The sequence below is a fragment of the Lysinibacillus sp. DFXJR4 genome, assembly GCF_057196045.1.
On record NZ_JBXUNW010000001.1, the window covers coordinates 20,339 to 40,348 of the forward strand.

At 37.7% G+C, this 20,010-nt stretch carries 23 protein-coding genes; 17 read left to right on the plus strand and 6 right to left on the minus strand.

All coding sequences use genetic code 11. The annotated features are described in order from the left end of the window. Positions 1 to 3 precede the first annotated feature (3 nt). The 6 genes from AC2CGN_RS00085 to AC2CGN_RS00110 all read left to right on the plus strand — a co-directional run bounded on the left by AC2CGN_RS00085 (position 4) and on the right by AC2CGN_RS00110 (position 6,078). Positions 4 to 981, plus strand: a complete 978-nt coding sequence (locus AC2CGN_RS00085; protein WP_484511476.1) for an alpha-ketoacid dehydrogenase subunit beta — start codon at positions 4 to 6, stop codon at positions 979 to 981. A 23-nt stretch (positions 982 to 1,004) separates the two neighbouring features. Beyond that, positions 1,005 to 2,351, plus strand: a complete 1,347-nt coding sequence (locus tag AC2CGN_RS00090; RefSeq protein ID WP_429980510.1) for a dihydrolipoamide acetyltransferase family protein — start codon at positions 1,005 to 1,007, stop codon at positions 2,349 to 2,351. Between the two features lie 5 nt (positions 2,352 to 2,356). Next, positions 2,357 to 3,772 carry a dihydrolipoyl dehydrogenase gene (gene lpdA / locus AC2CGN_RS00095; RefSeq protein ID WP_429980511.1) on the plus strand — a complete coding sequence of 472 codons (1,416 nt, stop codon included), beginning with the start codon at positions 2,357 to 2,359 and terminating at the stop codon, positions 3,770 to 3,772. A 204-nt stretch (positions 3,773 to 3,976) separates the two neighbouring features. After that, entirely contained in the window at positions 3,977 to 4,759 is a 783-nt protein-coding gene (locus tag AC2CGN_RS00100; RefSeq protein WP_429980512.1) for an SDR family NAD(P)-dependent oxidoreductase, read from the plus strand. Positions 4,760 to 4,964: 205 nt separating this feature from the next. After that, complete coding sequence (locus tag AC2CGN_RS00105; RefSeq protein WP_429980513.1) at positions 4,965 to 5,408, plus strand: CidA/LrgA family protein; 444 nt, start codon at positions 4,965 to 4,967, stop codon at positions 5,406 to 5,408. Continuing rightward, entirely contained in the window at positions 5,401 to 6,078 is a 678-nt protein-coding gene (locus AC2CGN_RS00110) for an LrgB family protein (protein WP_429990853.1), read from the plus strand. The genes AC2CGN_RS00105 and AC2CGN_RS00110 overlap by 8 nt, the downstream gene beginning before the upstream one ends. 50 nt (positions 6,079 to 6,128) lie before the next feature. On the opposite strand, the gene AC2CGN_RS00115 is transcribed toward AC2CGN_RS00110, so the two are convergent. Then, the gene (locus AC2CGN_RS00115) at positions 6,129 to 6,731 is read right to left on the minus strand and encodes a class I SAM-dependent methyltransferase (protein WP_484511480.1); all 603 of its coding nucleotides are present in this window, start codon (positions 6,729 to 6,731) and stop codon (positions 6,129 to 6,131) included. Between the two features lie 218 nt (positions 6,732 to 6,949). Next, complete coding sequence (locus AC2CGN_RS00120) at positions 6,950 to 8,419, minus strand: aminotransferase class I/II-fold pyridoxal phosphate-dependent enzyme (RefSeq protein ID WP_054770791.1); 1,470 nt, start codon at positions 8,417 to 8,419, stop codon at positions 6,950 to 6,952. Positions 8,420 to 8,564: 145 nt separating this feature from the next. Between AC2CGN_RS00120 and AC2CGN_RS00125 the strand changes: the two genes are divergently transcribed. Together AC2CGN_RS00125 and AC2CGN_RS00130 are read left to right on the plus strand one after the other, a co-directional pair. Further along, positions 8,565 to 9,524, plus strand: coding sequence for an NAD(P)H-dependent flavin oxidoreductase (locus AC2CGN_RS00125; protein WP_484511482.1), 960 nt, complete (start codon positions 8,565 to 8,567; stop codon positions 9,522 to 9,524). 20 nt (positions 9,525 to 9,544) lie between these two features. Beyond that, complete coding sequence (locus AC2CGN_RS00130; RefSeq protein ID WP_054770792.1) at positions 9,545 to 9,832, plus strand: UPF0223 family protein; 288 nt, start codon at positions 9,545 to 9,547, stop codon at positions 9,830 to 9,832. 255 nt (positions 9,833 to 10,087) lie between these two features. Here the strand turns inward: AC2CGN_RS00130 and AC2CGN_RS00135 are convergent, their stop codons facing one another. After that, positions 10,088 to 10,714 carry a YktB family protein gene (locus AC2CGN_RS00135; protein ID WP_484511484.1) on the minus strand — a complete coding sequence of 209 codons (627 nt, stop codon included), beginning with the start codon at positions 10,712 to 10,714 and terminating at the stop codon, positions 10,088 to 10,090. 126 nt (positions 10,715 to 10,840) lie between these two features. Here AC2CGN_RS00135 and AC2CGN_RS00140 point away from each other — a divergent pair, with 126 nt between their 5' ends. Beyond that, positions 10,841 to 11,038, plus strand: coding sequence for a hypothetical protein (locus AC2CGN_RS00140; protein ID WP_283871022.1), 198 nt, complete (start codon positions 10,841 to 10,843; stop codon positions 11,036 to 11,038). 241 nt (positions 11,039 to 11,279) lie between these two features. Beyond that, positions 11,280 to 12,074 carry an inositol monophosphatase family protein gene (locus tag AC2CGN_RS00145; protein WP_283871023.1) on the plus strand — a complete coding sequence of 265 codons (795 nt, stop codon included), beginning with the start codon at positions 11,280 to 11,282 and terminating at the stop codon, positions 12,072 to 12,074. A 45-nt stretch (positions 12,075 to 12,119) separates the two neighbouring features. Here AC2CGN_RS00145 and AC2CGN_RS00150 read toward each other — a convergent pair whose 3' ends face one another. Continuing rightward, entirely contained in the window at positions 12,120 to 12,305 is a 186-nt protein-coding gene (locus AC2CGN_RS00150; RefSeq protein WP_286923954.1) for a DUF5325 family protein, read from the minus strand. 137 nt (positions 12,306 to 12,442) lie between these two features. On the opposite strand from AC2CGN_RS00150, the gene typA reads away from it, so the two are divergent. From typA to AC2CGN_RS00175, 5 genes are all read left to right on the plus strand, one after another. Next, positions 12,443 to 14,287, plus strand: coding sequence for a translational GTPase TypA (typA, locus tag AC2CGN_RS00155; RefSeq protein WP_429980517.1), 1,845 nt, complete (start codon positions 12,443 to 12,445; stop codon positions 14,285 to 14,287). Between the two features lie 30 nt (positions 14,288 to 14,317). After that, complete coding sequence (locus AC2CGN_RS00160; RefSeq protein ID WP_283871025.1) at positions 14,318 to 14,716, plus strand: YlaH-like family protein; 399 nt, start codon at positions 14,318 to 14,320, stop codon at positions 14,714 to 14,716. 150 nt (positions 14,717 to 14,866) lie between these two features. After that, complete coding sequence (locus AC2CGN_RS00165; protein ID WP_429988765.1) at positions 14,867 to 15,859, plus strand: ABC transporter substrate-binding protein; 993 nt, start codon at positions 14,867 to 14,869, stop codon at positions 15,857 to 15,859. Position 15,860: 1 nt separating this feature from the next. Continuing rightward, a complete protein-coding gene (locus AC2CGN_RS00170; protein WP_429980527.1) occupies positions 15,861 to 16,628 on the plus strand; it encodes an ABC transporter ATP-binding protein in 768 nt (255 codons plus the stop codon). Beyond that, positions 16,621 to 17,415, plus strand: coding sequence for an ABC transporter permease (locus tag AC2CGN_RS00175; protein ID WP_286923958.1), 795 nt, complete (start codon positions 16,621 to 16,623; stop codon positions 17,413 to 17,415). The genes AC2CGN_RS00170 and AC2CGN_RS00175 overlap by 8 nt, the downstream gene beginning before the upstream one ends. Before the next feature lie 168 nt (positions 17,416 to 17,583). Here AC2CGN_RS00175 and AC2CGN_RS00180 read toward each other — a convergent pair whose 3' ends face one another. Together AC2CGN_RS00180 and AC2CGN_RS00185 are read right to left on the minus strand one after the other, a co-directional pair. Beyond that, positions 17,584 to 17,787 (minus strand): YlaI family protein, encoded by a 204-nt coding sequence (locus AC2CGN_RS00180; RefSeq protein ID WP_283871029.1) that lies wholly within the window; start codon positions 17,785 to 17,787, stop codon positions 17,584 to 17,586. A gap of 11 nt (positions 17,788 to 17,798) precedes the next feature. Beyond that, a complete protein-coding gene (locus tag AC2CGN_RS00185) occupies positions 17,799 to 18,299 on the minus strand; it encodes a molybdopterin-binding protein (protein ID WP_286923959.1) in 501 nt (166 codons plus the stop codon). A gap of 183 nt (positions 18,300 to 18,482) precedes the next feature. Between AC2CGN_RS00185 and AC2CGN_RS00190 the strand changes: the two genes are divergently transcribed. Together AC2CGN_RS00190 and AC2CGN_RS00195 are read left to right on the plus strand one after the other, a co-directional pair. Beyond that, positions 18,483 to 18,764 carry an Fpa/YlaN family protein gene (locus tag AC2CGN_RS00190; protein ID WP_004224778.1) on the plus strand — a complete coding sequence of 94 codons (282 nt, stop codon included), beginning with the start codon at positions 18,483 to 18,485 and terminating at the stop codon, positions 18,762 to 18,764. A gap of 60 nt (positions 18,765 to 18,824) precedes the next feature. Then, complete coding sequence (locus AC2CGN_RS00195) at positions 18,825 to 20,009, plus strand: FtsW/RodA/SpoVE family cell cycle protein (protein WP_429984489.1); 1,185 nt, start codon at positions 18,825 to 18,827, stop codon at positions 20,007 to 20,009. Position 20,010: the final 1 nt, after the last annotated feature.

The window sequence follows — 20,010 nt, forward strand, 5'->3', positions numbered from 1 at the left end:
CCTATGGCACAAATGACAATGATTCAAGCAATTACAGATGCACTTCGCACAGAATTAAAGAATGATGAAAACGTTCTTGTATTCGGGGAAGATGTAGGTGTCAACGGTGGGGTATTCCGCGCAACTGAAGGCCTACAAAAAGAATTTGGTGTAGACCGCGTATTCGATACACCATTAGCAGAATCGGGTATTGGTGGCTTAGCTATTGGCCTTTCTCTTCAAGGATTCCGTCCAGTTCCTGAAATTCAGTTCTTCGGCTTTGTTTATGAAGTAATGGATTCAATTAGTGGCCAGTTAGCACGTATGAGCTATCGTAGCGGTGGTGTCTATAATGCACCAGTAACAATTCGTTCTCCATTTGGTGGTGGAGTACATACACCAGAAATGCACTCAGATAGTTTAGAAAGTTTAATGACAGTACAACCAGGGTTAACGGTTGTTGTACCATCTACTCCATACGATGCGAAAGGCTTACTGATTTCATCTATTCGAAATGATAATCCAGTAATTTTCTTAGAGCATTTAAAACTATATCGTTCATTCCGCCAAGAGGTTCCTGAGGAAGCATATGAAATTCCACTTGGCAAAGCGGATGTAAAACGTGAAGGTAAGGATTTAACGATTGTTGCTTATGGTTTAATGGTACACGAAAGCTTGAAGGCTGCAGAAGAGCTTGAAAAAGAAGGTCACTCTGTAGAAGTAATAGACTTACGTACGATTCAACCAATTGATATTGAAACAATTATTGCATCTGTTGAAAAAACAGGTCGTGCAATCGTTGTACAAGAAGCGCAAAAACAAGCAGGTATCGCTGCAAATGTAGTAGCAGAAATCACAGAACGTGCAATTTTAAGCTTAGAAGCTCCTGTACTTCGTGTGGCTGCACCAGATACTGTGTACCCATTCCCACAAGCTGAAGGTGTTTGGTTACCGAACTATAAAGATGTAATGGAAACAGCGAAAAAAGTTTTAACATTCTAATGAACTAGAAAGGATGGGTACACATGGCATTTGAATTTAGATTACCAGATATCGGTGAGGGTATTCACGAAGGCGAAATTGTGAAATGGTTCGTCAAGGCTGGCGATACAGTAAAAGAAGACGATATTCTTTGCGAAGTACAAAATGATAAAGCGGTAGTTGAAATTCCTTCACCAGTTGAAGGAACAGTAGAGGAAGTTTTAGTAGGAGAAGGGACAGTTGCTGTTGTGGGCGATGTCTTAATCCGATTTGATGCACCTGGCTATGAAGACTTAAAGTTAAAAGGTGACGATCATGCTGAGGCGAAAACAGAAGCACAAGTTCAAGCAACTGCTGAATCTGGCCAGAACGTAGAGAAAGCTCCTGTTAATGAGGAGAAGGCTCCAGTGAAAGCTGAGACAGCACCAGAAAAAGGGGAGACAGTTGTCGATGATACTAAACGTGTAATTGCGATGCCTTCTGTACGTAAATTTGCACGAGATAACGATGTAAACATCCATGAAGTAAAGGGAACAGGCAAAAATGGTCGAATCTTAAAAGAAGATATTGAAAACTTCTTAAAAGGTGGCGGTACTATTGAAGCTGAAGCATCAACTGTAGAAACAGCAGAAGCAGCAGTTGAGCAAGATAAAACTACTTCAGCCGCACCAGTAGTTCTCGAAGGGGAATTCCCAGAGACTCGCGAGAAAATGTCAGGTATTCGAAAAGCGATTGCCAAAGCAATGGTACACTCGAAACAAACTGCTCCTCATGTTACACTAATGGATGAAGTCGATGTTACAGCTCTTGTAGCACATCGTAAAAAATTCAAAGATATCGCTGCTGAAAAAGGTGTTAAATTAACATATTTACCATATGTAGTTAAAGCTCTTATTTCAACTTTACGCGAGTTCCCAGAATTTAACCGCTCATTAGATGATGCAACACAAGAAATTATTCAAAAGCATTACTATAATATCGGTATTGCTGCTGATACTGAAAAAGGCTTACTAGTACCAGTTATTAAGCATGCAGATCGTAAATCTGTATTTGCGGTGTCTAATGAAATCAATGAGTTAGCGACGAAAGCCCGTGAAGGCAAGCTTGCGCCACATGAAATGAAAGGTGCTTCCATGTCCATTACGAATATCGGCTCTGCAGGAGGACAATGGTTCACACCAGTTATTAATCATCCTGAAGTAGCAATTCTAGGTATTGGTCGAATTTCAGAAAAACCTGTAATAAAAAATGGTGAAATTGTAGCCGCACCTGTGTTAGCATTATCATTGAGCTTTGATCATCGTATGATCGATGGAGCCACTGCGCAAAATGCTTTAAATCACTTAAAGCGTTTGTTAAGTGAGCCAGAATTATTATTAATGGAGGCGTAACAAAAATGGTAGTAGGAGATTTCCCAATCGAAACAGATACTCTTGTCATTGGTTCAGGTCCTGGAGGATATGTAGCAGCAATCCGTGCAGCTCAAACTGGCCAAAAAGTAACAATCGTTGAAAAAAATGTACTTGGTGGTGTGTGCTTAAACGTAGGCTGTATCCCATCAAAAGCATTAATTTCAGTAGGTCACCGTTTTGAGCAAGCTAAACATTCAGATGACATGGGAATCATCGCTTCTGATGTGAAATTAGACTTCTCAAAAGCACAAGCATTTAAAGACAGCGTTGTTAAAAAATTAACTGGCGGTGTTGAAGGCTTACTTAAAGGTAACAAAGTTGAAATTGTACAAGGTGAAGCTTATTTCGTTGACGCTCATTCAGTGCGTATCATCAATGGTGAATCTGCTCAAACTTACACATTTAACAATGTCATTATCGCAACAGGTTCTCGTCCGGTTGAAATTCCAACATTTAAATTCTCTGAGCGCGTGCTAAATTCTACTGGTGCACTTTCTTTACAGGAAGTTCCTGGTAAATTAGTTGTGATCGGTGGAGGTTATATTGGTACAGAGTTAGGCTCAGCTTATGCTAACCTTGGCTCACAAGTAACAATTATCGAAGGCGGAAAAGATATTTTAGCTGGCTTCGAAAAACAAATGACTCAAATCGTGAAAAAAGGCCTTAAAAAGAAAGGCGTTGAAATTGAAGTAAACGCATCTGCAAAAGGCGTTGAAGAAACTGAAAACGGCGTAGTTGTAACATATGAAGTTGGCGGAGAAGAGAAAAAGGTTGAAGCTGATTACGTATTAGTTACTGTAGGTCGTCGTCCAAATACAGATGAAATGGGCCTTGCTGAAATCGGAGTTGAATTCGGTGAACGTGGTCTAATAAATGTTGACAAACAATGTCGTACAAATATTCCAAACATCTATGCAATCGGTGATATCGTAGCGGGTCCACAACTTGCACATAAAGCATCTTACGAAGGTAAAGTGGCTGCTGAAGCGATCGCTGGTGAAAAATCAGTGGTTGATTATCTTGCTGTACCTGCTGTATGCTTCACAGATCCAGAAATGGCGACTGTAGGTTATAATGAAGACCAAGCTAAAGCTGAGGGCATCGAATACACTGCAGCGAAATTCCCATTCGCAGCAAATGGTCGTGCTCTTGCATTAAACCAATCAGAAGGTTTCGTGAAGCTTGTTGCTCGTAAAGAAGATGGCTTATTAATTGGTGCTCAAATTGTAGGTGCTGGTGCATCTGATATGATCGCTGAAATGGGCTTAGCAATCGAAGGTGGTATGACTGCTGAAGATATCGCATTAACAATTCACGCTCACCCAACTTTAGGTGAGATCACTATGGAAGCTGCTGAAGTACTACTTGGCAATCCAATCCATATTGTTACAAAAAAATAATTAGATATGAAACGGTTATAAAGCATTAGCTTTATAGCCGTTTTTTGTATATTGCTTCTAATTTTGATAAAGTTACTATATCGAATGAATATTCAAAAAGTATAATTCGACAACTGTGCCAAGGTCTAGCAGAGATAGAATTTCATCGCTAGATAACGATGCCTACAGAGCAATAGAAGTGAACAATAAACTGGGGTGATGAAAATGGAACTAGGTTTGAAGGGAAAAGTAGCTATTATTACAGGCTCAAGTAAAGGTATTGGCTATTATACAGCCATGCAACTTGTGAAAGAGGGAGCAAAAGTTGTGCTGAGTGCGCGTGGTGAAAAACAGCTCCAAGTAGCAGCTGGCTGTATTAAAAATGAAACAGGTGAGGATGTTTTAATCGTACCGACAGATATTACAAAAGAAAAAGATTGTAAGTACTTAATTGAGCATACAGTTGAGCATTTTGGAGGTGTGGATATACTTATCAATAATGCAGGTACAGCCTCAGCAAACCCATTTGAATCAGTTAGTAGTGAGCTATGGCAGGCTGATTTAGATTTAAAGGTATTTGGTGCTGTCCATTGTTCAAAATTCGCTGTTCCTTATATGCGTAAGGCTGGAGGCGGAGCGATTGTCAATGTAACGGCTGTTATGGCTAAAACGCCACCTGCTAGTTCCCTCCCTACTACTGTAAGTCGAGCAGCTGGTCTTGCATTAACAAAAGCGATGAGTAAGGACTTAGGAAAAGATAATATTCGTGTGAATTCTGTATGTATAGGGCTAATTCGTAGTGACCAAATCGAAAAAAAGTGGAAGAAGGAAGAACCTGAGCTTGCTTGGGAAGCGTATTCTCGCAAAGTCGGTCAAACAATTCCACTTGGTCGTGTAGGGGATACAGAAGAAGCAGCAAATGTCATTACTTTTTTAGTATCAGATGCAGCAAGTTATGTGACAGGCACTTCAGTGAATATTGATGGTGGATCTGGACATGCATTATAGGATTTTGAAAAATTGATCACCGTAATTTTAAGAAAAGAAATATGTATTGGTGTCCAAATAAAGACGTGTTTAATTATTGTATAAAGAGAAGATGGCTTAAATTGTGTAAGGGCTATCTTCTTTTCTATTGTTTTTCTAAAATTATAATAGACAGAAAATTCCTACAGATGTAGAATAATCGTTATAGGGGGTGAAAAGTGGCGAAATGTTGAACGAAAATTTTGCTGCATTGTTCATGAAGGTTGTAAGGATTATTGTCCAAATTGGGATACTCAATATTTATTACTACATGGGCGTGGGCATTGTAACTTTATTACATGTACCTCTTCCAGGAAGTGTCATTGGTCTACTTTTATTAGCACTATCACTTCAATTTAAAATAATTAAAGTAGAGTATATTCAAGATGGAGCTGGTTTTTTAATTGGGGTTTTAACCTTATTTTTCATTCCTGCAACAGTAGGGGTAATTGACTATCCAGAGCTTTTATCAACAACAGGACTGCTAATTATTTTGGCTGTTATAGCTAGTACATTAATTTCTATTTATATTACTGGAATACTTACTCAAATGATTGAGAAGAAAGAGTTAGCGAAGAAAGAAACTGAAGCTGTTCCTGAAGAAGGAGAGGGGAAATTAACTGTTGATTGAAATAATTGTTGTGGTTGGCACCATTATATTGTTTATGCTATTTACAAAGCTTTATCAGCGATTTCCGCATCCTATCATGATTCCACTAGTAACGACAACTATCGTCAGTGCTGTTATTTTAGTAGTATTTCAGATTCCTTATTCGACCTATATGCAGGGAGGAGAATGGCTTCAAAAAATGCTTGGCCCAGCAGTAGTAGCACTCGCCTATCCTCTTTACAATCAGCGTGCCATTATTATGAAGTATAAATACTCTATTATATCAGGTATCTTTATAGGCATGATTACTGGATTAGTGACGATTTTTGTAATGCTGAAATGGATTAGGGTAAGTGATAACTGGATGCTGACAGCTTTACCTAAATCTTTAACGACACCGGTTGGTATGCAGGTGAGCGAAACAATTGGAGGGATTCCCCCGTTAACAGCTGTATTTGTTATGCTAGCAGGGTTTGTAGGCGCAATAATTGGACCATTAGTGATTAAATTTGGAAAAATTGATTCTGCGGTTAGCAGAGGGGTTGCAGTAGGTAGTGCATCACATGGCGTTGGACTTGTTAAATTAAGAGAGTATGGAGAAAGAGAATTATCAGTTGGTTCATTATCAATGGGGTTAACAGCAATAATTGGTGCATTTCTCTGCCCACTTTTTGTGTATTTGTTTATGTAAAACGAGCAAACCCTTTACAAATAATTGTAAAGGGTGAAAATCTGACTATATTAAGACTCTTTTTCAATAATAAATTGAATCGTATGGGCAAGACCAGTGTGTAAAGTACCTTCATTTCTTATTTGTTCACCTGTGAAAAAATGGATAATTTTATAAGGCTGACACCAAGTTAGGACATGAAGAGGATCATATAAATTATCTAGCTGCTTTGGGCCACCTGATGCATATGGAAGCTGATATATCGAATAGAGCTCCATCATGATTCGACCACCTGGCTTGACTGAATTTAAAATTCGCTCAAAAACGGCGTGCTGCTGCTTCATTGGGAAATGTCCAAACACCATTATAGCAGCATCAAACTTTTCTACAGGCAATTCATCATGTAATAAATCTGCAAGCTGTGTAACTACAGTAACACCCTGTTTTTTTGCTAGCTGTTGAGTCTTCTCTAACCCATTTTCAGCATAATCAAAGGCAGTTACTAAATGTCCTTTGGAAGCTAAAAAAACAGCATTTCTTCCTTCACCTTCTGCATATGCAGCAACATTTACATAACCCTTTATAAAATCTGCATAGTCCTTGATAAAGGCATTTGGTTGTTCACCATACACATATTCGGTAGTGCTAAAATGTTGATCCCATATATTCATCAAATTCCCTCCCTTTTTAATATTGTAGAAAAAGTAACATAGTTAATCTAATTTTTTGTACTAATGCTTAACCAAAACGTTACTAGTTGTTACGAATATGTAACTAAAATCTTCCGAAATTAGCCAATAGAGGATTCCATTTTTTATGGCAAGATGAATCGAAATTGATAAATAATGAAAAAGCTACCTCATCAAAATTTTGAAGAGGTAGCTTTCCAGTTTTAAATAATTGGCTTGCGTTCTTTTATAACACGAATTGTTTTTAATGTTGAATCTTCAGGTCCTTGTACTGGTAAACCTGCTTCAATATTCATTTGAATATAATGAATATTTTCTTGTGTAATTATTTCCCCGGGAATAAAAATCGGAATTCCAGGAGGATATACCATAATAAATTCTGCACAAATACAGTTATCTGCCTCTGCCAATGGAACAACCTCAGTATCAGCATAAAATGCATCACGAGGCGACATAGCAAGTGCTGGAATTTCTGGAACATTAACTACTGCTTCAGTGATTGCAGCTTCTGAATCAAAAGCTTTGGACATACGATTAAGGGCGTTAATAAGAAGGTTTATCTCTTTTTTCGTATCTCCCAAAGTTACTAAACATAGAATATTGTAAAGATCAGAAAGTTCTACCTCAATATTCGCATTATAACGTAACCATTCCTCAGCTCGATGCCCAGAAATACCTAAATCTTTCACACTAATTAAAAGCTTTAAAGGATCCATATCATATGTGGCAGATGAATGTAACTTTTCCTTTCCAGCACATTTTAAATGTGGTATCTGATTAATACGTTTACGTGCATCCTTTGCCAAGCGAAGGGCATCATCAATTAAATCAACGCCATGTATTGCTAGCTGACGTCGCGCCGTATCAAGCGATGCTAACAATGGGTAAGATGTCGATGTTGTTGTCAGCATAGAAAAGACTGCTTGTACACGTTTTGCTGAGACAAGGCCTTCACGTACATTTAAGATCGATGTTTGTGTCATAGAGCCACCTAGCTTATGTACGCTTGTAGCAGCCATATCAGCTCCTGCCTCCATCGCTGAATAGGGAAGTTCATCATGGAATTTAATGTGTACGCCATGAGCTTCATCCACAACAACTGGAATATTACGACCATGTGCGATTTCGACAATACGTTTTAAATCAGCTGTAAAGCCATAATAAGTTGGATTAATAACTAGAACTGCTTTTGTGTCTGGATAAGCATTTAAAGCCTTTTCGACAGCTTCAGGGGATATTCCGTGAGAAATACCATATTCACTGTCTACTTCAGGATGAATAAAAATCGGAATTGCACCAGCGAAAACAATCGCTGACATAATTGATTTATGAACATTCCGTGGCACTAGAATCTTATCACCTGGACCGACGACGGTCAGAATCATCGTCATGATGGCGCCACTAGTACCTTGAACGGAAAAGAATGTATGATCAGCACCAAAGGCCTCAGCAGCAAGTGCTTGTGCTTCTTTAATGGCGCCTTTTGGTGAATGTAAATCGTCTAGTGGAGCAATATTAATTAAATCGATTGATAAAACGTTGTCGCCGACGAATTCTCGGAAGGCTGGATCCATACCTTGACCTTTCTTATGGCCTGGAATATGGAACTGAATTGGATGTCTGTTCCGATGTTTAAGTAATACGTCGAACAATGGAGTCTCTAATTGTGACAACGCAGGTACCACCTCACTTTATAATATCTAAGAAAACAAATGAATTATAGCACCTTACGACATGAAAGAATAGACTTTACTTAAAAAAATAAAAGGGTTTTTTGATCCTTTCGAGAAGTTTATAACGTATGAAAGGGGAGGTACTATGAATTGGAATACACGTGTGACAGAACTATTAAATGTGAAATACCCAATAATACAAGGTGGGTTAGCCTATTTAGCTTATGCTGATTTGGCAGCGGCAGTGTCGAATGCTGGCGGACTTGGACAAATAACAGCGATGAGTTTACGTGATCCTGACCTATTGCGCGCAGAAATTCATAAAGTACGAACATTAACAGATAAACCGTTTGGTGTGAACTTTGCCATTGGCATGTATGGCACTGGCTACGAGGATATGGTACGTGTGGCAGTGGAAGAAAAAGTACCTGTAGTAACAATGACTGGAGGAAATCCTGCACCTATTTTTGATATTTTGGCAGGAACCGACATTAAAAAATTGGTGCTTGTAGCCGCACGTAGACAAGCTCAAAAAGCGGAACAACTTGGAGCAGATGCTGTGATGGTTGTTGGACAAGAGGGAGGTGGTCATCTTGGACGTGACGATGTCGGCACAATGGTGCTTGTTCCGCAAGTTGTCGATAGTGTAAAGATACCAGTTATTGCTTCTGGAGGCATAGGTGATGGTCGGGGTTGGATGGCAGCACAGGCGCTTGGAGCAGAGGGCATTGAAATGGGCACACGTTTTATTGCGACTAAAGAGTGTGTAGATGCATCAGAGGCTTATAAAGAGGCGTTACTAGCAAGCAGTGAGGCTGATACAACCATTATTAAACGCTCTATTGGTGCACCAGCTCGAGCATTACGCAATGATTTCACTGCGAAAATTTTAGAAATCGAGGAGAAGACACCGACATATGAAGCTTTAAAAGATTTCATTGGTGGTGCTGCCAATAAACGTTTTATTTATGATGGTAAGAATGATCAAGGATTTGGCTGGGCTGGTCAAGTAACAGGAATGATTCATGACATTCCAACAGTTCAGGAGCTAATTAATCGTATGGTTGCAGAAGCTGAAAGTATCCGAGTAAAATGGGGACAATAACGTAAAGGTGGTTATGTCTAATGGAATATTCCTATCCGTTTTCAACAGATTGGTCTACAGAAGAAATTGTTGATGTTGTTCAATTCTTCGAAGGGATTGAGCAAGCTTATGAGAAGGGCATTAAACGCGAAAATATGCTGGCAAAGTATCGCCGTTTTAAACAAATTGTCCCATCACAGGCAGAAGAAAAATCTATTTTTCGTGAATTTGAAGAAGCTAGTGGCTATGTAAGTTATCCTGTTGTTAAGCTAGCGAAAGAAGGAACGGATGGTACTTTGATTAAAGTCGTTCCGAAACAACGTCATTAAAAAAGTGGATGTGAGTTATTCTCACGTCCACTTTTTTTAGAGCTTTACACTATCTTGGTGTTAAAAAACAATGTTTTGCATACATTACATCAATATCATTATTATTGAATAATAGAAAATATACCAATTATAATTATTTAACCGCGAAAAAATTTTTATAAAAATAGGAATAAAATCGGAAATTTTCCACAATATATAAGCAGTATATCATTTGCATTATTATGTTACATGGATAAAAACACTATACATCGAGCATTACTTTCCAACAATGACGTTATAGATTGGGAGTAAATGACTAAAGGTTTCTTCCGTTATTTGATGGAGTTGACTAGCTGTCAGTTTGATTGCTTGCTCTTTTGGAATATGTCGACCTACTAAAAATTCACCTTTTTTAACATCCCGTAAACGAAGGAGTAACTCATCTAGCTTGTCCTCCTTTGCCGTTTGTAAAGGAAAGGCCTCTGAAGACATATGATCTCCAGACACAATAAAGTCTTCGGGAAGTTGCCCTAGTATTGCTTTATTGGCCATTAAACGCTGTGCAATTACATTTTTTTCAGGCGCTTCGTAAATAATAGCCAAGATGATGAATAAATGTGTGCTCCAAAGACCAATCTGAAAGTGAGGTAATGATTTATAACCTCTTTTGTACGGAGCAAAGGCTACCCAACTATCATTTGGAGGATTGACAGTTCTTCGTGCGTGTTTTGCAACATGAGGATAGAATTCTTCCCCAAGATGACTGGAAAAGTACGCAGAAAAGTCCTCTCCTAGCAGTTGGAATTTTGGTCGTACAGAAGAATTTAGTGCATCCATTCTCTGTTCTAAACCGTCTATATGAAATACATTAAAGTCTTTATTCGTCCACTTTATTTTTGGCAATGGTAGTAGCTCCTTTCGATTTATAAGGTTTATTTTATTAGAAAAATGGGAAAAAATCTTATAACAAGAACTTTCTAAAGTCTGCAAAATGTTCTTGTGAAAAATTATAAAAAGGAAGTGATTTTTATGAAACCAATCGTAAAAATTATACGTAAAGTTGACATTGAAAAGCAATATGAACACATTTTACAGTTGGAATTAGATTATGAATTAGCTTCTCTCTTCGACGCTATGAATGAAAAAAATGAAGCTGAAATTGAAAAAAGTAAAAAACGTCTGACTGAAATTCAGATGGAACTTGAAAGTTTGCACGCCTATGCGTAATAAAAATTTTATACCCATTTGAAAATCACTTGCTGAATATTCCGACAGCAGGTGATTTTTATTGTTATAATGGGTAAAATAGACTTTATATCATAATGAAAAGTTTTAAGTATCTACAATGTACAGAATACACCATGCTAACATCGAGAGAAAAAGATATCATATACTTGAATGGTGAGAACATGAAAAATCAGTCCAATAGCATAGAGTTAGAGTTTTTTTAATCGAAGGGTGGGTTTTTATGGACATACAACAATTGGATCAATTTGCGAAAAGTATTATCTTTGAGGCAGGCAGCCGCATTAGACAAGCTTTTTCGTATAATTTGGTAATCGAAACGAAATCAGGTGCTAATGATCTTGTGACGAATATCGATCGTGAAACAGAATTATTCTTTATCGATAAAATAAGAGCTTTTGATCCATCTCACAAGATTTTAGGGGAAGAGGGAATGGGAGAAAAAGTAGAGTCCTTAGATGGCATTGTGTGGATAATTGATCCTATAGATGGCACCATGAATTTTGTTAAGCAACACCGCCATTTTATGATTTCTATTGGTATCTTCATCAATGGCATAGGTAAGCTTGGTTACATATTTGACGTAATGCGTGAGGATTTATTTTATGCAATAGCTGGGGAAGGTGCCTGGTACAATGAATCTCCTTTACGAAAATTAACGTCAGTAAAAATAGAAGAAGCTGTCATTGGGATTAATGCTCATTGGGTAGCACCGAATCGGCATATTCATCATGAAAAGGTTATTGATATGGTTCGTAAAGTACGAGGTACACGATCATACGGATCTGCAGCTATGGAAATAGCATTTGTTGTGAGTGGTAAGTTAGATGCATATGTCTCTATGCGTTTATCACCATGGGACATTGCTGGTGGTACTATTATCGCGCATGAGGTTGGCGCTGTTGCCACAAATTTACACGGGGAAGGATTTGATTTCCTTCATCAGGATACTTTTATCATTGCCAATCCATCGATACACAAAGAATTATTAGATAAATATATTGTGCCTTATGAATAATAAAGGAGCCGTCTTTTTTAGACAGGCTCCTTCTTTGTAACATAATTAAAGTAATCCTTGTTCACGCAATTTGCGTTTCATCTTAAAGGCTGTCATAAAAATGACACAAGTAGCCAAAATGCCTGCTAGAATACCAAACACACTTTCAGCAGCTACAGAATATCCGATAGAACACATTGCTAAAACAGCTGCTAATGCATAAATGGCCATTACGAATTTTGCACGATTCATAACCGAGCCCCCTATATTAAAATTTGTAAATCAAATATATTTTTTAGAATGATGGAAATTCTAATAAGGACATTTCTATCCCTCTTGTGCTATAATATCACAGTTAAACATTCGAAAAAAGAATATGGAGTGGAATAATGACAAACTTACGTCAAGATCTTCGCAATATCGCAATTATCGCCCACGTTGACCATGGTAAAACTACCTTAGTTGACCAATTATTAAAACAATCTGGTACATTCCGTTCAAACGAACATGTTGAAGAACGTGCAATGGACTCTAATGATATTGAACGCGAACGTGGTATTACAATTTTAGCAAAAAATACTGCGGTAAACTATAACGGAACACGTATCAACATCCTTGATACGCCTGGACACGCTGACTTCGGTGGTGAGGTAGAACGTATTTTAAAAATGGTAGATGGCGTTTTACTAGTTGTCGATGCGTATGAGGGTTGTATGCCGCAAACACGCTTTGTATTAAAAAAAGCGTTAGAACAAAAGTTAACACCAATTGTAGTTGTAAACAAAGTTGATAAAGATTCAGCACGACCATTAGAAGTAGTCGATGAAGTATTAGAATTATTCATCGAGCTAGGTGCTGACGATGATCAACTAGATTTCCCTGTTGTTTATGCATCAGGTGTCAACGGTACAGCTTCTCTTGATGCTGATCCAGCAAATCAAGAAGAAAATATGCAATGTCTATTTGAAAAGGTAATCGAAGCAATCCCAGCACCAATTGATAACTCAGCAGATCCATTACAATTCCAAGTAGCATTACTTGATTATAATGATTATGTTGGTCGTATTGGGATCGGACGCGTATTCCGCGGTACTATTGAAGTAGGACAACAAGTTGCATTAATGAAATTAGACGGTACTGTAAAACAATTCCGTGTAACGAAACTATTTGGTTTCTTTGGTTTAAAACGTGAAGAAATCCAATCAGCTAAAGCTGGGGATTTAATCGCCGTTTCAGGTATGGAGGACATCAACGTTGGTGAAACGGTATGTCCAGTAGAGCATCAAGAAGCATTAACACCATTACGTATTGATGAACCAACATTACAAATGACTTTCTTAGTCAACAACTCACCATTTGCAGGGCGCGAGGGTAAATGGGTAACTGCCCGTAAAGTGGAGGAACGCCTACGTTCACAGCTTCAAACAGATGTATCTTTACGCGTTGAAGATACGGATTCGCCAGATGCATGGACAGTTTCAGGCCGTGGTGAACTGCATTTATCAATCCTGATTGAAAATATGCGTCGTGAGGGCTTCGAGCTACAAGTATCAAAACCTCAAGTAATCATTCGTGAAATTGATGGTGTAAAATGTGAGCCATTTGAACGTGTACAGATTGATGTTCCTGAGGAAAATGTTGGTTCTGTTATTGAATCAATTGGTACTCGTAAAGGTGAAATGTTAGATATGGTGAACAATGGCAATGGTCAAGTTCGTTTAACATTCTTAGTTCCTGCTCGTGGTTTAATCGGTTATACGACAGAGTTTATGTCAATGACAAAAGGCTTTGGTATCATTAACCATACATTTGATTGCTACCAACCATATATCCCAGGTCGTATTGGTGGACGTCACCAAGGTGTTCTTGTTTCAATGGAAACTGGTAAATCAACAACTTATGGTATGATGCAAGTAGAAGACCGTGGTACACTATTTGTAGAGCCAGGTACTGAAATTTATGAAGGTATGATCGTTGGCGAAAATACACGTGACAATGATATCACTGTAAACATAACAAAAATGAAGCAAAAAACGAATGTTCGTTCCGCGACAAAAGATGCAACAAACGTTATTAAAAAGCCACGTTTATTAACACTAGAAGAAGCATTAGAATTCTTAAATGATGATGAGTACCTAGAAATTACACCAGAATCTATTCGCCTTCGTAAACAAATTCTAGATAAAAATGAACGTGAAAGAATAGCGAAAAAGCTTAAAAACGCTGAACAATAATTTTTTGCTTCCACGAAAGGAAGAGGAGTCTTGGATATTAAGTCCGCTTTAATGGGGGAACTGAATGTTATTCAAGTAGCTGCACAGGTAAATGCAAAGGAAACAGAAGATGCCTATGAAAAAATGGCTGGAATTACACGTTTTTTATATGAGAATATGCCTAACTATGACATTGCTGGCTATGTTCTATTTTTCCTGGTGTTTCTACTTTCGGCAATTGTCTATAAATTAGGCTTTGCAAAGAAATTAAAACGATCACAAAATATTATTATTTATATTTTCCTATTTTTAGGTTGTATCCTGTTAACATTTTTTGCTTTATATCTTCCAATGGTTGAAGGGCTTATTGTAGCGGCATTAATTTTAATTGTCTATAAAACACGTATGTGGCGTGAAAAAAGAGAAGAGCAACAAGCTACTAATCAGTGAAATAACTATATTTGAGAGACAGTCTTAGTGTTGAACTAAGGCTGTTTTTTTATTGCTTAAGAGAATTGTCAAACCATAGGCACCGAAACCTTCTAAAGTGAATAAGTTAATGTCGATAGACTTATTTTCAACAAACAAGGAGGAAAAGGAATGCGGTGGTTTAAAAGAAGCTTGTTTTTTAGTGTAATTGCTGTACTTCTCCTTTCTTTGGCGGCGTGTAATAAACATGAGCTTGAAAAAGTCAAAGTTGGAGAGGTGACGCGCTCAATTTTCTATGCACCACAGTATGTAGCACTTGAAAAAGGATTCTTCGAAGATGAAGGGCTTTCTGTAGAACTTCAGACAATAGCTGGTGGGGATAAAACAATGACAGCATTACTTTCAGATGGGATTGATATTGCTCTAGTTGGATCAGAGACCTCTATTTATGTAACACTTCAGGGCGCAAATGATCCAATTCAAAATTTTGCTCAGCTTACCCAAACAGATGGTACATTTTTAGTTGCACGGGATAAGATAGATAATTTTTCTTGGGATCTAGTAAAAGGCTCCACATTTTTAGGACAACGTAAGGGTGGAATGCCACAAATGGCAGGAGAATTTGTATTGAAAAAGCATGGCATAGATCCTACTCAAGACTTAACACTTATTCAAAACATTGACTTTGCAAATATTGCTACGGCCTTTGCTTCTGGAACTGGAGATTTTGTACAACTGTTTGAACCGACTGCAAGTGTGTTTGAAAAAGAAGGGAAAGGCTATATTGTTGCTTCATTTGGTACAGAATCTGGCCATTTACCTTATACCTCGTTTATGGCAAAAAGTAGTTATTTAAAGGATGAAGCGAAGACCGTCCAAGGCTTTACAAATGCATTGAAACGGGCACAGGATTTTGTGCAAAAAGAGAGTGCTGCCGAAGTAGCTAAAATTATTCAGCCATACTTTGAAAATGTGGATGTAGACTTGATTGAAACAGTGGTAGAGCGTTATAAATCTCAGGGCTCTTATGCGACAGATCCTATATTGGAGAAGGGGGAATGGGATAACTTGCAAACGATTATGGAGGAAGCAGGTGAACTTCCTCAACGGGTGGATTATGAAGAATTGGTGAATACAACTTTTGCAAAAAAGGCTGCTGAGTAATATGGAATTTTTAAATCTAGAAAATATTCACCATAGCTATTTTTCAAGTACACAGGCAAAGGATGTATTATGTGATATCAATTTAGGCATTCGAGAAGGAGAGTTTGTCTCTTTTATCGGACCGAGCGGTTGTGGGAAAACAACTTTATTATCCATCATAGCAGGCTTATTTCCTCCTACTCAAGGCAAGGTATATATTGATGGTGAGGAAATATCGACACAAAACCAATCACTTATTGGCTATATGCTTCAGCAAGATTATTTATTTCCGTGGAAAAATATTGAGGACAATATTACGATCGGCTTGAAGATTATGGAGCGTAGCCAAAAAACGCATAAAGTAACCGCAAATGCATTGTTGCAAGAAGTGGGGCTAGCAAATGTCAGCGGCAATTACCCACGAGAGCTGTCTGGTGGGATGCGGCAACGTGTTGCACTAGCCAGAACGCTGGCAGTAAATCCTAAAATTTTACTGCTGGATGAACCATTCTCAGCACTTGATTATCAGTCGAAGCTAAAGCTTGAGGATTTGATTGTTGAAACGTTAAAGGCCTATCAAAAAACAGCAGTTCTTGTCACTCATGATATTGGAGAGGCGATTGCGATGAGTGAACGGGTATTTCTCTTCTCAGCAAATCCAGGTACATTACACAGAGTTTTTGAAATACCTGAAGCATTACAACAGCTATCCCCCTTTGATGCACGGCAACATCCAGCATATTCAGATGTATTCCAAGCTATTTGGAAGGAGCTGGAGAGCCTTGGATAATACACCTTTTAAACAGTATCAACAAATGTTAAAAAAGGAAAAACGTTTTGTTCGATTTTATCAGCTCATCATCTTACTCATTTTTTTTGGTGGATGGGAGCTTCTTTCTAGATTTGAATGGATTGATCGGTTAATTTTTAGTTCGCCAACACATGTATGGCAAACATTTATTGGAAAAGTAAGTGATGGTTCGTTAACTTTGCACGTTGGTGTCACGCTGATGGAGACGATTATTGGTTTTATTGCGGGTACTTTACTTGGTACATTAATAGCTATTATTTTATGGTGGTCGCCATTATTGTCTAAGGTATTGGATCCTTATTTAGTGATTTTAAATGCCATGCCAAAAGTAGCGCTAGGACCTATTTTAATTGTTGCACTTGGACCAGGGTATTTTTCGATAATTGCTATGGGTGCCTTAATTTCGATAATTATTACAACTATTGTTGTTTATACAGCCTTTAAAGGCGTAGATCCGAACTATAGCAAAGTTTTACAAACTTTTAGGGCTACGAGGTGGCAGATATTTAAAGAAGTCATATTACCAGCCTCTTTTCCAACGATTATTTCTACTTTAAAGGTAAACGTAGGATTATCATGGGTAGGGGTTATTGTGGGGGAATTTTTAGTTGCCTCAAAAGGTCTTGGCTATTTAATCATCTATGGCTTCCAAGTATTTAATTTTAATCTAGTTCTGATGTCACTGCTCATCATTGCCTTTTTTGCGACTATTATGTATCAGGTAGTCGAGCTGATTGAGAAGGTAATCATAAAGAATAATGCATAAGATAATGTGGCTCCTAAGTTGGATTAAAAGAATGGAAGCGAGGTTAATCTCAGCGTTGTGGGATGCCTCGCTTTTATTGTTATGGAAAATATTATTGATATCTTCAAACACCTAAAAAAACAAAATCATTCCGAAAATATTCATACTTCGGAATGATTTTTGTTTTAATTAAAAATCTTTATCCATTTGTGGTGAAGTGCGATAAAAGCGGAAATTTCCTGTTTCTATTCGTGCAAGCGTATTATCTTTAATCCGATCATGACATATATCACACATATACGTATGAATTGGTCGATTGCGTAATTTTTTTGCTAACGGTAAATCATCGTCTAAATTGTTAATTGTATCGCAAATGACACATTTTACACGCATTGCATTCCCTCCTATTCAACACGAATGGCTGATACATTTTTAATAGGGTTGTCTACATTCGAACCATCTTTAAAGAGCACATGGACAGGCCCATCTTCAAGTAAAGGTTTGCCGTCCTGGCTATATTTTAAAATGAGTGTTTGTGCCTCTGCAATGGAGAATGGATATTCTGTGCCATCTTCACATTCAATAACGATCATTGTCGCTTCAGGTTTAATTTCTGCATTTTTCAAGAAGGGGCTCAATTCAATACCGAAAGTACCTGTTTCCATCCCTTTACGATCAAATTTACGTTCAGATTTTAATGTTGGAGGGAAAGTGGCTCCTTCCATTATTTCGCGTGACCAATGAGCGCCTACTTCACGCATATATTTAATATCCTTATCTTCCTCCACTTCTTGTGATGTGAAGTATGTTTTTAAATCTAATTTACGATCATCGAAAATCCAAACTGTAGGATCTAATGTTAGTTGAAATGAAACTGCACCCTTGATAGGAATTATTGTTTCCATAATAGAAATCCTCCTTAAATCTTGTATATCCATGAAATAGTATAACGCTAATGACTAGAGATAATAAAGAAATATAATTTGAATTCGTTATTTTTCCAACGAAGACACTTGCAATTTTAACGACTAAAAGATAAACTTTATTAAGATAGAATCGAAGAAATATCAGATAATGGGGGCGTCCTCATGGATACGAAATCACAAACTTCTTTTCAGGAGAAGGCTTTGGAGCTTTTAGTTGCTGATGCAGACAAAATTGCTCGCCTTATTCGAGTACAAATGGATCATTTAACAATGCCACAATGCCCTTTATATGAAGAAGTATTAGATACACAAATGTTCGGCCTTTCACGTGAAATTGACTTTGCTGTGAAGCTTGGACTGATTGAGCGCGAAAAAGGCAAAGAAATTCTCGATTCACTCGAGAAAGAACTTTCTGTACTACATGACGCGTATACAGACAAATAAAAAGAAAAAACTCAAACGCAATCTGCGATTTGAGTTTTTTTTCTAGAACGAGGTTTTTCGATGAAACAATACTTAAAACGTTATGCACAAAATTTTGATTACCCATTATTTTTTACGGTCCTATTGCTAAGCTTATTTGGTTTGGTGATGATTTATAGCTCTAGTATGATGGTGGCTATTGTTCACAAAGAACAAACACCCGATTTCTATTATAGTAAGCAAGTGACCAATTTAATCGTAGCGTTTTTAGGATTTTTAGTGGCAGCATTTTTCCCTTATAAGCATTATGCAAATAAAAATATTATGCTGTTGCTGACGATTGTACTTGCTGTGTTATTTACTTGGGTAAAGATAGACGGAAATGGTGCTGAGGAAGGAATCGGATCTCAGAGCTGGATAGCTGTTCCTGGATTGGGGAATTTCCAGCCCTCAGAATATGCGAAACTATTTATTATTTTATATTTTGCTGCTGCCTTTCATCGAAAAGCACAAAAATATACATTTGAAAAGCTACAACCGACTGAAATATTTTATCCAATATTTCTTTGGATACTTGTAGTTGCGGGAGTAGCTTTTGAAACAGATTTAGGAGCCAGCATTATTTTATGTGGTATAGCTGTCTCTGTTGTGGCAGCTAGTGGAATTCCGTTTAAAACATTTTGGAAGTTTTTTGGTGTGTTAGGGGCATTTGGTGCAGCTATCATTGGTATTCTATGGATGTTTAAAGGCGAGCTGTTAAAGGGGAACCGGAAAGGTCGTATTTTATCCTATTTTAACCCGTTTGATTATGAAAATGATTTTGGTCATCAAGTTGTTAATAGTTATTATGCAATTGGTGGAGGCGGCTTAGAAGGAAGGGGACTAGGTCAATCCATTCAAAAATTAGGGTATTTGCCTGAACCACAAACCGATTTTATTATGGCGATTATTATGGAAGAGCTAGGTATTTGGGGAGTGCTAATCGTCTTAGGTGGTCTTGGATTTATTATATATAAAGGATTCTCGATTGCATTGCGCACGAAAGATCCACTGGCGCGTATGATTGCGGCTGGTATTGCAAGCTGGATTGGTTTTCAGTCCTTTATCAATCTTGGGGGTGTAACTGGGTTAATCCCGTTAACCGGTGTAACGCTACCTTTTATTAGCTATGGCGGGACATCTATAATTATTCTATCTTTAGCTATGGGGATATTGATTAATGTTTCCATGTTTGAAAAGGTAGAAAGGAAAAAATCACAATCATAAA